The 12,721-nt window shown below is 74.1% G+C and carries 14 protein-coding genes; 9 read left to right on the forward strand and 5 right to left on the reverse strand.

What is annotated here, in order from left to right; all coding sequences use genetic code 11:
• The first annotated feature begins 130 nt into the window (after positions 1–130).
• The 4 genes from I598_RS02570 to I598_RS02585 are packed head-to-tail and all read left to right on the forward strand — an operon-like array spanning position 131 to position 3,149.
• Positions 131–964, forward strand: coding sequence for a DUF4397 domain-containing protein (locus tag I598_RS02570; protein ID WP_068201011.1), 834 nt, complete (start codon positions 131–133; stop codon positions 962–964).
• Entirely contained in the window at positions 961–1,755 is a 795-nt protein-coding gene (locus tag I598_RS02575) for a class F sortase (RefSeq protein WP_068201012.1), read from the forward strand. The genes I598_RS02570 and I598_RS02575 overlap by 4 nt, the downstream gene beginning before the upstream one ends.
• Positions 1,756–1,807: 52 nt before the next feature.
• The gene (locus tag I598_RS02580) at positions 1,808–2,395 is read left to right on the forward strand and encodes an RNA polymerase sigma factor (RefSeq protein WP_068201014.1); all 588 of its coding nucleotides are present in this window, start codon (positions 1,808–1,810) and stop codon (positions 2,393–2,395) included.
• Positions 2,379–3,149 (forward strand): anti-sigma factor, encoded by a 771-nt coding sequence (locus tag I598_RS02585; RefSeq protein ID WP_083972787.1) that lies wholly within the window; start codon positions 2,379–2,381, stop codon positions 3,147–3,149. Before I598_RS02580 ends, I598_RS02585 begins: the two co-directional genes overlap by 17 nt.
• A 24-nt stretch (positions 3,150–3,173) precedes the next feature.
• Here I598_RS02585 and I598_RS02590 read toward each other — a convergent pair whose 3' ends face one another.
• Entirely contained in the window at positions 3,174–3,377 is a 204-nt protein-coding gene (locus tag I598_RS02590) for a hypothetical protein (RefSeq protein ID WP_157557142.1), read from the reverse strand.
• Between the two features lie 110 nt (positions 3,378–3,487).
• Complete coding sequence (locus tag I598_RS02595; RefSeq protein WP_068201018.1) at positions 3,488–4,198, reverse strand: hypothetical protein; 711 nt, start codon at positions 4,196–4,198, stop codon at positions 3,488–3,490.
• Between the two features lie 133 nt (positions 4,199–4,331).
• On the opposite strand from I598_RS02595, the gene I598_RS02600 reads away from it, so the two are divergent.
• The 4 genes from I598_RS02600 to I598_RS02615 all read left to right on the forward strand — a co-directional run bounded on the left by I598_RS02600 (position 4,332) and on the right by I598_RS02615 (position 7,884).
• Positions 4,332–4,751: a DUF6325 family protein gene (locus I598_RS02600; RefSeq protein ID WP_068201020.1), complete on the forward strand. Its 420-nt coding sequence runs from the start codon at positions 4,332–4,334 to the stop codon at positions 4,749–4,751.
• Position 4,752: 1 nt separating this feature from the next.
• Positions 4,753–5,124 (forward strand): SHOCT domain-containing protein, encoded by a 372-nt coding sequence (locus tag I598_RS02605; RefSeq protein ID WP_068201022.1) that lies wholly within the window; start codon positions 4,753–4,755, stop codon positions 5,122–5,124.
• A 132-nt stretch (positions 5,125–5,256) separates the two neighbouring features.
• On the forward strand, positions 5,257–6,486 hold the full coding sequence (locus tag I598_RS02610) for a cation:proton antiporter (RefSeq protein WP_198155738.1): 1,230 nt from the start codon (positions 5,257–5,259) through the stop codon (positions 6,484–6,486).
• An 18-nt stretch (positions 6,487–6,504) separates the two neighbouring features.
• Positions 6,505–7,884 carry a chloride channel protein gene (locus I598_RS02615; RefSeq protein ID WP_083972789.1) on the forward strand — a complete coding sequence of 460 codons (1,380 nt, stop codon included), beginning with the start codon at positions 6,505–6,507 and terminating at the stop codon, positions 7,882–7,884.
• Between the two features lie 12 nt (positions 7,885–7,896).
• Here the strand turns inward: I598_RS02615 and I598_RS18350 are convergent, their stop codons facing one another.
• The 3 genes from I598_RS18350 to I598_RS02630 all read right to left on the reverse strand — a co-directional run bounded on the left by I598_RS18350 (position 7,897) and on the right by I598_RS02630 (position 10,418).
• Complete coding sequence (locus tag I598_RS18350) at positions 7,897–8,991, reverse strand: DinB family protein (RefSeq protein WP_157557143.1); 1,095 nt, start codon at positions 8,989–8,991, stop codon at positions 7,897–7,899.
• A 66-nt stretch (positions 8,992–9,057) separates the two neighbouring features.
• Positions 9,058–9,837, reverse strand: a complete 780-nt coding sequence (locus tag I598_RS02625) for a uracil-DNA glycosylase (protein ID WP_068201023.1) — start codon at positions 9,835–9,837, stop codon at positions 9,058–9,060.
• An 83-nt stretch (positions 9,838–9,920) separates the two neighbouring features.
• Positions 9,921–10,418 (reverse strand): aromatic ring-opening dioxygenase LigA, encoded by a 498-nt coding sequence (locus I598_RS02630; RefSeq protein WP_068201025.1) that lies wholly within the window; start codon positions 10,416–10,418, stop codon positions 9,921–9,923.
• A gap of 282 nt (positions 10,419–10,700) precedes the next feature.
• On the opposite strand from I598_RS02630, the gene thrS reads away from it, so the two are divergent.
• A complete protein-coding gene (thrS, locus tag I598_RS02635) occupies positions 10,701–12,719 on the forward strand; it encodes a threonine--tRNA ligase (RefSeq protein ID WP_083972791.1) in 2,019 nt (672 codons plus the stop codon).
• Positions 12,720–12,721: the final 2 nt, after the last annotated feature.

Below are 12,721 nucleotides of genomic sequence, written 5' to 3' on the forward strand. Positions count from 1 at the left end.
CCCCGGTGCGGGCCCGGACAGGGGTGTCCGGATGATTTTCGATGCAGATGCATCCAACGGGCCGGTCCGTGGCGAACAACCCCGTGACACCACAGCCCCACCGCACGGTGGGCCGACCCAGGAGGTAACGATGCGCAACCACCGACGTGCGACGACGCTCGGCGTGGCGGTGCTGGCAGCCGCGGCGCTCGCGGCACCCGCCGCGGCCGCTGCTGACGACCCCGCCATGCTCTCCGTCCTGCACGGCGTGCCGGACACCACCGTGGACGTCTGGGTCGACGGGGAGCTCACCCTCGACGACTTCGAGCCCGGCGACCTGGCCGGACCGCTCGAGCTGCCCGCGGGCAGCTACTCGGTCGCCATCACCGCGGCCGACGCGGAGGACGACTCCGAGCCGGTCATCGGGCCCGTCGACCTGCCCCTCGAGGGCGGCATGAACTACACGGCCGCCGCGCACCTCGACGCCGGTGGCGACCCCACCGCGACCCTCTTCACCAACGACACCTCGGCGATCGCCGCCGGTGAGGGTCGGCTGACCGTCCGACACGTCGCCGCCGCACCCGCCGTCGACGTGCTCGCCGGTGACGACCCCGTCATCGAGGGCCTGGAGAACCCCGACGAGGCCGTCCTCGACCTGCCGGCCGGTACCGTGCCCGCGGCGGTCGCGGCGGCCGGGACCACCGACCCCGTGATCGGGCCCGCCGACGTGGACGTGGCCGAGGGTGTGAACACCATCGTCTACGCCTGGGGCTCGCTGGACGGCGACTCCCTGGCGCTCGCCACCCAGACCGTCGAGGGCATGCACTCCAGCCCGGACGGTGTCGACGCCGGCACGACCGGCGAGGCGGCCGCGACGAGCATGCCCGTCGTGTGGCTGGTCGTCGGTTCCCTGGCACTCCTCGTGGTCGTCATCGGGATCGGTGGGCTGCGCACCGCGGTGGCCGCACGCCGCGACGACGCGTGACGACGCACCGCACCGCCGCGGCGGACCGGGCCCGGGGCCCGGTCCGCCGCGGTACCCCGCGCCTCTGGGCGGTCCTCGTCGGCACGGGGCTGGTCGGCGTCGCGGTCGCGGTCGTGGGTGGTGTCGTCGCCGTGGGCGGCGGCGCCGAGGCCGGCGTCTCGATGCAGGTCCCGCGCGCCGCGCCGGTCCCGGCGGCCACGACGGCCGAGCCCGTGCCCGACGAGGACGCCCCGCGCGCCGGACGCACCGACGTGCGGGACGACGACCGGGACGCGGACGGCGGGGACCCCGTCCCCGTGCGCGCCGCCTCCCTGCCGCCCGTGGTGGCCGCCACCCCGCCGGTGCGGGTCGTCGTCGGAGGTCTCGTCGACGTCCGGGTCCGGCCGGTGGGGGTCGACCCCGACGGTTCGATGGAGCTGCCCTCCTCGGGCGACGTGGCCGGCTGGTACCGGTTCGGTGCCGCCCCCGGGGACCCCGAGGGCACCGTGGTGATCGCCTCGCACGTGGACACCTCCGACGGCGTGGGGGAGTTCGCGGCGCTCGGCTCGGCCGAGGCCGGACAGGCGGTGACGGTCCGCGGCGCCAACGGGGAGCGGCACCGGTACCGGGTGACGGACGTGCGGCGCTACGACAAGAGCGACGTCCCCCTGGACGAGCTCTTCGACCGGACCGCCGACCCCCGGCTCGTGCTCGTCACCTGCGGGGGACGGTGGGACGCACAGGCCGGCAGCTACGAGGACAACCTGGTCGTCAGGGCGGTGCCCGATGCTGCAGGCCGTGCGGACCGCTAGGTTGTCCCCAGGGTCGCGCCGCAGCGGCCCGCCGGACGACGACGGAGGTGCCGTGACCAGACGGGCCGAGGGCACCGCGCCCCCGACCGGTACCGAGGACGACGCCGTCGCCACGGCGTTCGCCACGGGGACGGAGGACGGACTGGCAGCCGCCTACCGCCGGTGGTCGCCGCTGGTCCACACCGTCGCCCTGCGTTCGCTGGGTGAGCACGCCGACGCCGAGGACGTCACGCAGCAGGTCTTCGTCGCCGCCTGGCGGGCACGGCACACCTACGACCCGGCACGGTCGCGGCTGTCGACGTGGCTGCTGGGGATCACCCGGCACAAGGTCGCCGACGTGCACGCCGCGCGCGAGCGGCAGCGGCGTCTGCGGGTGGCCGCCGAGACGGTGGCGCCGAACCCGGTCGGCGGGTACGACCCGGTCTCGGCGCCGGTCCTGGACCGAGCCGTCGTGGCGGACGAGCTGGAACGCCTCGGCGACCCGGCGGGGAGCATCCTGCGGCTCGCGTTCTACCGCGACCTGACCCACGCGCAGATCGCCGAGGAGCTGGCGCTGCCGCTGGGTACGGTGAAGAGTCATGTCCGCAGGAGCCTGACCAGGCTGCGCGCACGGTTGGAGGTGGATGGTGCAGCACGTTGACCCGGAGGTCCTGGCGCTGTGGGCGCTCGGCGAGCCGGACGTCGCCACACCCGTCGACCGCGCCCACCTCGACACCTGCGCCGTGTGCCGGTCCGAGCGGGACGCCCTGGCCGCCACGGTGGAGACCGCCCGGGCGGCCGAGCCGCTCGTCGCACCACCGCCCGTCGTGTGGGAGCGGGTGCGCGAGCAGGTCGCGACCGAGATCGCCGCGCCCGGGCCGGTGCCCGCCCCCGGCGCCTCGGATGACGCCGCCCGGTCGGACGGCGTGGTCGACCTGGCCGCACGCCGACGGCAGCGGCGTCCCCTGGCGTGGGCGAGCGCCGCCGCCGGGGTCGCGCTCCTGGCTGGCGTGGCCGGCGGCGTGGTCTGGGAGCGGGGACGCGAGACTGCGCCCGCCCCCGCGCCGACGCCGCTCGCCGTGGCGACCGCCGCCCTGGAGGCGCTGCCGGACTGGCCGGGCTCGACCGGGTCCGCCGTCGTCGAGCAGGACGGCGACGGCGCCCGCGAGGTGGTGGTGCGGGTCACCGACGCCGAGCCGACCGGCGACGGCTATCGCGAGGTGTGGCTGCTGGCGGCCGACCTCAGCGGCATGGTGAGCCTCGGCGTGCTCGAGGGCGACGAGGGGACGTTCCCCGTGCCGGACGGCCTGGACCTCACGACGTACTCGGTCGTGGACGTCTCGTCCGAACCCTTCGACGGGGACCCGGTGCACTCGGGCGACTCCATCGTGCGGGGCGCGCTGGACCCGGCCTGAGGCGCGGGCGGGGACGTCGTGCGGTCAGGAGCGCGAGTTCTCCTGGCGCGCGCGGCGCGGCAAGGGCGACGTGCTCGCCGAGGCGGTCGAGACGTCGACGGCGTGGGTGCGGGACAACGGGTCACCGAGCGGGTCGCCGCCCAGGGCACGGGCGACGTGCAGCAGGGGACGGCTGGACTCGAACTCGCGGGCGAGGGTGTCGAAGATCGGGGTCTCGAGAGAGCGCACGGTCACATCCTGCGATCGCCGTCCCGGCGTGTCGGCCCCGACACGGCAGCCTTCACAACGGCCTCACACGACGCCCCCGACACGTGCCCGGCCGGTCGTCGGCGGCCGGTTCAGAACTGCTTGGGGAAGGTCAGGACGACCACCGCGGCGACCACGAAGACCACGGCCGCCGCGCCGAGCAGGCCGAGCCGGGCGGCCCGGTGCGCGAGCTTCGTCGCCGTCCCGGCGAAGAGCAGCACGATGGCGAACACGATCGACATGAGCACGTACCGGTCGGAGTTCGCGTTGGCCTCGATCGCCCGGGCGGACTGCGCCTCCGCCTCGCTCAGGAGGGCTTCCGCGGTCTCGGCGTCGGCGAGGCCGTAGTCGGCCATCTGGAACGGTGTCGTGCCGACGCCGTCGGTCTCTGAGTCGAAGGGCGCGGTCGCGAGCCACGCGTCGAAGGCGGGGACGAACTCGGGCCGGAACCGGTCGGCCAGGAACGCCGGCTGCGACCCGGCGACCGGCTCCCACCCGCCGTCGGCCGTGAGCCCGGAGTCGTAGCCCGATCGCTCCGCCGAGGCGACGGCGTCGATCCACGACGCGAACGCCGTGACGTCGATCGTCTGCTGCAGGCCCGCCTCGGTCGCCGCGCGGCTCGACTCCGTCCGGGCGGCGTTCGCCGCGCTGAAGCTGATGGCCTGGATCCCCGACCACTTGGCCGACTGGAACGCCGACCACGCGGTGACGACGGTCGCCAGGGCCAGCAGGACCGTGGCCAGCAACTCGACGGTGCGGCTGATGTCGGTCGCCCCGGACCCGCCCGAACCCTTGGTGCCCATGTGTCCTCCTGTTGCGACCCCACGACCATGACCCCATGATCGTCGCGGGTGACCTGCGAGTTCGCCCGGGCGACGCGCCGACGCCGCCTCGAACCGCATCTCGTCCACGGACCGTCCGACGGAGAGGCAGGACATGAACGTCAGCGCACCCGTCGAGCTCCTCATCGTGGAGTTCGGCGACAGCGAGTTCACCGGCGAGATCGTCGCCGAGCTGGGCCGCCTGCAGGAAACGGGCACCATCAACGTCATCGACGCCCTCGCGGTCCGCAAGGACGCCGAGGGCGACATCGAGTGGTTCGAGGCGGTGGACGCCGGCGCCGAGCTGGGCGACCTCGTCGGCGAGCCGAGCGGCCTGCTCGGTGAGGAGGACGTCGAGGCGATCGCGGACGACCTGGAGCCCGGCACCGCCGTGGGCATGCTCGTCTTCGAGCACACCTGGGCGACGGGCCTCACCGACGCCATCCGGAACAAGGGCGGGCGCGTCGTGGAGATGACGACCGTGCCGCCGGCCGCCCTCGCCGAGCTGGCGGCCCTCATCGAGGAGGAGGACTGACATGGTGCGACGCATGGGACGACCCGGCCTGATCGGGACGGTGGCGCGTACCGCCGTCATCACCGGCACGGCGAACGCGGTGAGCCGCGGCATGAACAACCGCGCGTCCTCCCGCGCCGACCAGCGCGCGTCGGCGGACGCCTACGAGGCGCAGCAGGCGCAGTACGCCCAGCAGCAGCAGATGGAGCAGATGCTGGCCCAGCAGCAGGCCCAGCTCGCCGCCCAGCAGCAGGCTCAGCTCGCCCAGCAGGCCGCGCCGGCAGGGGGCGGGGGCGACACCATGGCCCAGCTCCAGCAGCTGGGGGAGATGCGCAGCGCCGGGCTCCTCACCGACGCCGAGTTCGCGGCCGCCAAGGCGAAGATCCTCGGCTGAGCCGGCTCGACCACGGGCTCTCGCGTCCCCGGGACGCGGGAGCCCGTCGCGTCGTCGCAGGTGTGGACGGCACCGCGCGCCTATGCTCGGTCGACCGGTGCAGCCGCACCCCGGAAGAAAGAGGTCGCGCCCGTGTCGGTGGACACCGTGACGATGCTGGCAGTCATCGCCGGGGCGGGTCTGCTCGCGCCGTTCGTCGTCGACCGGGTCGAACGGTGGATCCGGGTCCCGTCGGTCGTGGTGGAGATCCTCCTCGGCATCCTGGTCGGCCCGGTCGTGCTGGGGTTGGTCCGCCCGAACGAGGTGATCGAGGCGTTCAGCGACCTCGGTCTGGCGTTCCTCATGTTCCTCGCCGGGTACGAGATCGAGTTCTCCCGCATCCGGGGCGGCCCCCTGCGCAGCGCCACGTGGAGCTGGGGCGTCTCCCTCGTCCTGGGCCTCGCCGTCGGCGTCTGGGTCGGCGGTCCCGACGCCGGGCTCGTCATCGGTCTCGCCCTGACGACCACCGCGCTCGGCGTGATCCTCCCGATCGTGCGCGACGGCGGGCAGACCGGCACCCCGTTCGGCGACCGCGTGCTCGCGGTCGGGACGGTGGGGGAGTTCGGTCCGATCCTCGCCATCGCGTTCGTGCTGTCCGGGCAGCGGCCGGGCGAGACGCTCTTCGTGCTGCTGCTCTTCGCCGCGCTGGCCATCACCGGGGCGTGGGTCGCCCGCCAGCCGCGGCACCCGCGCCTCGGCCGCCTCGTCACCGCCACGCTCGGTACGAGCTCCCAGGTGGCCGTCCGGCTGTGCGTGTTCGTGGTCATCGGCATGTTCGCCCTCGCCTCGGTCCTCGGGCTGGACCCGGTGCTGGGAGCCTTCACGGCGGGCATCCTCGTCCACCTGTTCCTGTCGTCGTCCGACCCGCTCGAGACCCACGTCGTGGAGTCGCGGCTGGAGGGCATCGGATTCGGCTTCCTCATCCCGGTGTTCTTCGTCATGAGCGGTGTCACCCTCGACGTCGAGTCGATGCTCGCCGACCCGCGGGTGCTCCTCACCGTGCCGCTGTTCACGGTGCTGTTCCTGCTGGTGCGCGGCGTCCCGACGTTCTTCGCCCACCGGCGCGACCTCGGCAAGCGGGACGCCGCCGCGCTGGCCACCCTGTCCGCCACGGGCCTGCCGCTCGTCGTGGTCGTCACCGCGGTGGGGGTCGACTCGGGCCTGCTGCCGGAGGCCAACGCGGCGGCGCTGGTCGCCGCCGGGATGCTGTCCGTCCTGGTCTTCCCCATCAGCGCGGCCAAGCTGCAGCGCATGCCCAGCCGGGGTGGCCGGGCCGCCCCGGCCGACGACCCGTACCCGACGCAGCGCGACGACGCGCTCTGAGGCGAGAGCGAGCGACCCGTGACCGACGAACCGCAGGCCGGCCCCACCCCGCAGGCAGAGCCCGTCCCGGGTGGCACGCTCTCCGACGAGCAGCGGGTCGCGCGTGAGCGCGGTTACGTCCGCCTCCTGCTCCTGGCGGCGGGTGTCGGCATCCCCGTCTCGCTGGTGGCCTTCGGGTTCCTCGCCCTGCTGCACTGGTCGGAGCACGCCGTCTGGGAGCACCTGCCGGAGACGTTCGGCTTCGCGGTCGCCCCGTGGTGGTGGGCGCTGCCGTGGCTGCTGCTCGGCGGCGTCCTCGTCGGGGTGGCGATCCGATGGCTGCCGGGGCACGGCGGTCACGTCCCGATCGACGGTCTCGGCATCGAGCCGGTCCCGGCACGACTGGTGCCCGGCATCCTGCTCGCCGCGCTCGGCGGCCTGCCCCTCGGTGCCGTGCTCGGGCCGGAGGCGCCGCTGCTCGCCCTCGGCTCCGCGTTCGCGCTGATCTTCGTGCGTCCGATCGCCCGTCTCGACGACCCGACCGCCACCGCGCTCATCACCGCCGCGGGAGCGTCGGCCGCGCTCGCCGCGATCTTCGGCAGCCCGCTGGTGGCCGCCGTGTTCGTGCTGGAGGCCGCCGGGATCGCGGGACCACGGCTCGCCCGCGTCGTCCTGCCGTGCCTGCTGTCCTCCGGCGTGGGCGCCCTGGTCTTCACCGGGATGGGGCAGTGGACCGGGTTCGGGATCTCCTCCCTGGCGCTGCCCGACGTCGACGCGCCCGCGCGGCTCGACCTCGCCGACGTGCTGTGGACGATCCCGCTCGCGCTCGTCATCGCCGTCGGCGTCCGGTTCGTCTTCGGCCTGGGGGAGTGGACCAAGGCTCGCGCGACGCGGCGTCCCGTCGCCGCCGCGGTCGGCGCGGCCCTGGTCGTCGGGCTGAGCGCGGGTGCCTACGCGCTCCTCACCGGCCGCTCTCCCGAGGAGGTGGCCCTCTCCGGACAGGGCCTGATCGGCCCTCTGGCCGCCGATCCCGCGGCGTGGTCGGTGCCCGTCCTGGTCGCCCTGATCGTCTTCAAGGCGCTGGGCTACGGGGTGTCGCTGGGCGCACTGCGCGGTGGCGCGATCTTCCCGGCGCTGACGCTCGGAGCCGCCGCCGGGCTCCTCTTCTCCGGGCTCCCCGGTTTCGGCGCGATCCCGGCCCTCAGCGCCGGCATGGCGGCCGGGACGGCGGCCGTGCTGCCGTTCCCGGTCGCCTCCGCGGTCCTCGTGGTGATGCTGCTCGGACCGTCCGCACCCCAGATGACCCCCGTGGTGCTGATCGCCGTCGTGGTCGCGTTCGTCGCCGAGCAGTACGTCCTGCGACCCCGGCGTGAGGCCCGGTCGGCGGCGTCCGCCGCGTCGGCAGGTTCCGCGACCTGAGCCGGCGTCGGTCTACTCGCCCACCACGCCGTCGACCGCCTCGCGCAGCAGGTCCGCGTGCCCGTTGTGCCGGGCGTACTCCTCGATCATGTGGGTGAGGATCCAGCGCAGCGAGAACCGTCCGCCGTGGTGGCGGCTCTCCCGCACGCTGAGCTGGTCGAGACCGCCGTCGGCGAGCGCCGCGTCGAGCCGCGCGTCGGAAGCCGTCACGGCGGTGTCGAACAGGGCGCGCAGGTCCTCGGGGGAGTCGTCGGCGGCGCTGTGCCACTCCCAGTCGCCGTCCGCGGCCCAGTCGACGTCGTCGAACGGTGCGAGCGGGTCCGCCCCCGCCAGGACGACCGTGAACCAGTTGGACTCGACGTACGCCAGGTGCTTGAGGAGACCGCCGAGGGTCATGGTCGACGGCGGGAGGGCCGTGTCGAGCCCGGCGGCGTCGAGGCCGGAGGTCTTCCGGCGCAGGGTGTCGCGGTGGTAGTCGAGGAAGGTCCGCAGGGTCGTGAGCTCGTCGCCCCGCAGGGGCGGCTCGGTGCGTTCCGGTGCCGGCGCGGGTCCGTCGGGGGCATCGAGCGCGTGGTCCCCGGCGTCGAGGACGGTGCGGAGCCTGCCGGCGGTGTCGTGCGGGTCGTCCGCCCCGGTGTCGAGCACGTGCGCGTCGAGGCCGTCGAGGTCGTCGAAGATCGCGTGGATCGACCGCAGCGCGGCCTCGTCGCGGAGCTCGGGCGCCGCACGTCCCGTTCCCCGGGCGAGGGTGACCTCGAGCGCCGGGCGCAGGACGACGTACCGCAGGTCCCAGCCACCACGGGCGGCGGCACGACGGAACGGCGGCAGGAAGGCCGCGCCGACGACCCCGTCGACGACGACGTCGTACCCGCCGCGGGCGTAGGTGGCCGCGGCCGCCACCACGGCGTCGATCACGACCGTGTTCTGGTGCGCGGACCCGTCGAGGTAAGGCGGGACGTAGCCGGTCGCGACCGCGGCGTAGAAGGTGTCGGTCGTGAGGTTCACCGTGGGGCGGGCGGCGTCGGCGGCGAGGAGCGCGGCGACGGTGGTCTTGCCGGCTCCGGAGGGGCCGGACAGCACGGTGACGCGCGGGGCGGGGGAGGTCATGGGGCGAGCGTAGTGACGGACCGGGCCCCAGGTCCCGGCGCTTTCGGGCGGCCCCAGCTCTCAGCGTCAGTCCGCGGCCACGGCGACGGCGCGGGCGAGGACGGCGTCGAGCATCGCGGGGGTGAGCCGCCCGGTGAAGGTGTTCTGCTGCGACACGTGGTAGCAGCCGAGCAGGGTGAGGGCGGGGCGACCGTCGGGGTGCGGGACGGTGACCTCGGCGCCGTGCCCGAACGGGGGGCGGGGCCGGGGCACCGACCAGCCCTGTGCGCGCAGCGCGCCGAGGGTCGCCTGCCAGCCGAACGCCCCGAGCACCACGGCGACGCGGACGGTCGGGGCGAGCAGCGCGAGCTCGCGGTCGAGGTAGGGCGCGCACCGATGCCGCTCGGTAGGGGTGGGGCGGTTGTCCGGCGGGGCGCAGTGGACGGGCGCGGTGACCCGGACGTCGGTCAGCTCCAGCCCGTCGTCGGCGCGGACGGAGGTCGCCTGGTTCGCGAGCCCGGCGCGGTGCAGGGCCGCGAACAGGACGTCGCCGCTGCGGTCGCCGGTGAACATGCGGCCCGTCCGGTTCGCGCCGTGCGCGGCGGGGGCGAGGCCGACGACGACGATCCGGGCCTGGGGGTCGCCGAACCCCGGGACGGGCCGCGCCCAGTAGGTGTCGTCGCGGTAGGCGGCACGCTTCTCGGCCGCGACGCGCTCGCGCCACGCGACCAGGCGGGGGCAGGCCCGGCACGCGACGAGGTGCTCGGTGAGGGCGGGCAGCGTCGCGGCGTCGCGCGCCTGGTCGGGGTACGTGGGCGTGCTCGCGGCGGGGTCGGGGCCGTGGGCGCCGGCGGGGTGGTCGTGCACCGTCCCATGGTCGCCGAGGACCCGTCGGCACGCAGACGTCGGCCCCGCTCCCGAGGCGGGGGAGCGGGGCCGACGGGTCCGGGTCAGACGGGCTGGGGGACCGCCGGGCGGGTGGTGCCGGTGACCGCGGCGGGGGCCGGGGCGGCGCCGAGCCCGCGCAGCGCCCAGCCGACGAGGCCGAACAGGACGCCGAGGCCGATGACGAGCGCGCTGACGCCGTAGGCGACCACCGAGGTGAACAGCGAGGCGCGCAGGAACGACGCGTTCATCGCGGTGGCGCGCAGCGGGTCGTCCTGCTCGAGCTCGGCGTAGGTCTTGCCACCGGTCGCCTCGAGGGCGTGGCGGTCGATGACCTGCGCCTGGGCGTAGGCCGAGAAGGGGCCGTCGACGGTGTCGCCGGCGAGGAGGTCGGCGTCCTGGGAGACGGTGATGTTCTGCGCCTCGAGCTGCGAGCTCACCGTGACCCAGGTGGTGGCACCGGCGACGATCATGACGACGCCGGCGACGATGCCGATCAGTCCGACGACGCGGGCGGTGCGTCGGCCGGTCCCTGTGCTGGCGGTGCGGGCGGTGCTGGTCATGGTCTGTTCCCCTCCGAAGGTCCGGTCGCCGGTGGGTGGCCGGGGTGCTGGGCACCGGGTCCGGTGCCTGGTTCTATGGTAAGACCACACCGCCTGACCTGCGCGAAGGCGGTATGTGAAGTCCTTCACACGGCTCCTCCGTGCTCGCCCCGACGTCGGCGCGACCCGTCGCTTCGTCGGGGCGGGTACCGGGTCGGTACCATCGAGGGGCCCGCCGCCAGGTGGGCCCCTCGACGCCGCCCGCGGCGCCGAACCCTTCCGCAGACCACAAGGAGCACCACCGTGTCCGACGTCGCACCTCCGCCGCCGCCCGAAGACCTGACCTCGGTGACCGTGGAGACCACGACGACGGGCACGGAGCTGTTCGCCGACCGCAAGGACGTCGTCGTCGTGCGCGTCGCCGGCGAGCTGCTCGACCTGTCCCGTGAGCTCGAGGCCGGCACCGTCGTCGAGCCGGTGACGATCGACTCCCCGGACGGCCTCGCCGTGCTGCGCCACAGCGCCGCGCACGTGCTCGCCCAGGCGGTGCAGCAGGTGAACCCGGACGCGAAGCTCGGCATCGGCCCGCCCGTCACCGACGGCTTCTACTACGACTTCGACGTCGACACGCCCTTCACCCCCGAGGACCTCAAGGCCCTCGACAAGGCGATGTCGCGCATCATCCGGGAAGGCCAGACCTTCCGCCGTCGCGTCGTCACCGAGGACGAGGCCCGGGCCGAGCTCGCCGGCGAGCCGTACAAGCTGGAGCTCATCGGCCTCAAGGGCGGCAGCTCCGACGACGACGGCTCGTCCGTCGAGGTCGGCGGCGGCGAGCTCACCATCTACGACAACGTCCGCGGCGCCGGCCGCGAGTCCGAGACCGTGGTCTGGAAGGACCTCTGCCGCGGACCGCACCTGCCCTCGACGCGGCTGATCGGCCAGGGCGTGCAGCTCATGCGCTCGGCCGCCGCGTACTGGCGCGGCTCCGAGAAGAACCCGCAGCTCCAGCGTGTCTACGGCACCGCGTGGCCGAGCAAGGACGAGCTCAAGGCGTACCTCGAGCGGCTCGCCGAGGCCGAGCGTCGCGACCACCGCCGCCTGGGCAGCGAGATGGACCTGTTCAGCTTCCCGGACGAGATCGGGTCCGGGCTTGCCGTGTTCCACCCCAAGGGTGCGATGGTCCGCATGGAGATGGAGGAGTACTCCCGCAAGCGGCACGTCGCCGCCGGGTACTCGTTCGTCAACTCGCCGCACATCACCAAGGGCAAGCTCTTCGAGACCTCGGGCCACCTCGACTGGTACGCGGACGGCATGTACCCGCCGATGCACCTCGACGCCGAGCTCGACGACGACGGCCACGTGCGCAAGCCGGGCCAGGACTACTACCTCAAGCCCATGAACTGCCCGATGCACAACCTGATCTTCGACGCACGGGGGCGCTCGTACCGCGAGCTGCCGCTGCGGCTGTTCGAGTTCGGCACCGTGTACCGCTACGAGAAGTCGGGTGTCGTGCACGGGCTCACGCGCGCCCGGGGCTTCACCCAGGACGACGCGCACATCTACTGCACCCGTGAGCAGATGCGCGACGAGCTCACCTCGCTGCTGACGTTCGTCCTGGACCTGCTGCGCGACTACGGCCTCGACGACTTCTACCTGGAGCTGTCCACCCGCGACCCCGAGAAGTCCGTCGGCGACGACGCGACGTGGGACGAGGCCACCCGCACCCTCGAGGAGGTCGCCACCGCCTCCGGGCTCGACCTCGTCCCCGACCCGGGCGGCGCCGCGTTCTACGGGCCGAAGATCTCTGTCCAGGCGCGGGACGCCATCGGCCGCACGTGGCAGATGTCGACCATCCAGCTCGACTTCAACCTCCCCGAGAAGTTCGATCTCGAGTACACGGCGTCCGACGGCTCCCGGCAGCGTCCGGTGATGATCCACCGCGCCCTGTTCGGCTCGATCGAGCGGTTCTTCGCGGTGCTCCTCGAGCACTACGCGGGGGCGTTCCCCGCGTGGCTCGCCCCGGTCCAGGTGCTCGCCGTGCCGGTCGCCGAGGTCTTCGACGACTACCTGGCCGACGTGGTCGCGCAGCTCCGCGAACGCGGCATCCGCGCCGAGCTCGACCGGTCCGACGACCGGTTCGCCAAGAAGATCCGCAACGCCTCCAAGGAGAAGGTGCCGTTCGTGCTCATCGCCGGCGGCGAGGACGCCGAGGCCGGGGCGGTGTCGTTCCGGTTCCGCGACGGCACGCAGGAGAACGGCGTGCCCGTGGCCGACGCGATCGAGCGCATCGTCCGGGCCGTCGCCGAGCGCGAGCAGGTCTGAGC

The organism is Isoptericola dokdonensis DS-3, assembly GCF_001636295.1.
GTDB classification, from domain to species: domain Bacteria; phylum Actinomycetota; class Actinomycetes; order Actinomycetales; family Cellulomonadaceae; genus Isoptericola; species Isoptericola dokdonensis.

Bases quoted from the DNA above. Each gene is read 5' to 3' on its own strand.
- I598_RS02585 (WP_083972787.1), top strand. From the start codon at position 2,379: ATGGTGCAGCACGTTGACCCGGAGGTCCTGGCGCTGTGGGCGCTCGGC.
- I598_RS02595 (WP_068201018.1), bottom strand. From the start codon at position 4,198: ATGGGCACCAAGGGTTCGGGCGGGTCCGGGGCGACCGACATCAGCCGC.
- I598_RS02630 (WP_068201025.1), bottom strand. From the start codon at position 10,418: ATGACCAGCACCGCCCGCACCGCCAGCACAGGGACCGGCCGACGCACC.
- I598_RS18350 (WP_157557143.1), bottom strand. From the start codon at position 8,991: ATGACCTCCCCCGCCCCGCGCGTCACCGTGCTGTCCGGCCCCTCCGGA.
- I598_RS02600 (WP_068201020.1), top strand. From the start codon at position 4,332: ATGAACGTCAGCGCACCCGTCGAGCTCCTCATCGTGGAGTTCGGCGAC.
- I598_RS02605 (WP_068201022.1), top strand. From the start codon at position 4,753: ATGGTGCGACGCATGGGACGACCCGGCCTGATCGGGACGGTGGCGCGT.
- I598_RS02570 (WP_068201011.1), top strand. From the start codon at position 131: ATGCGCAACCACCGACGTGCGACGACGCTCGGCGTGGCGGTGCTGGCA.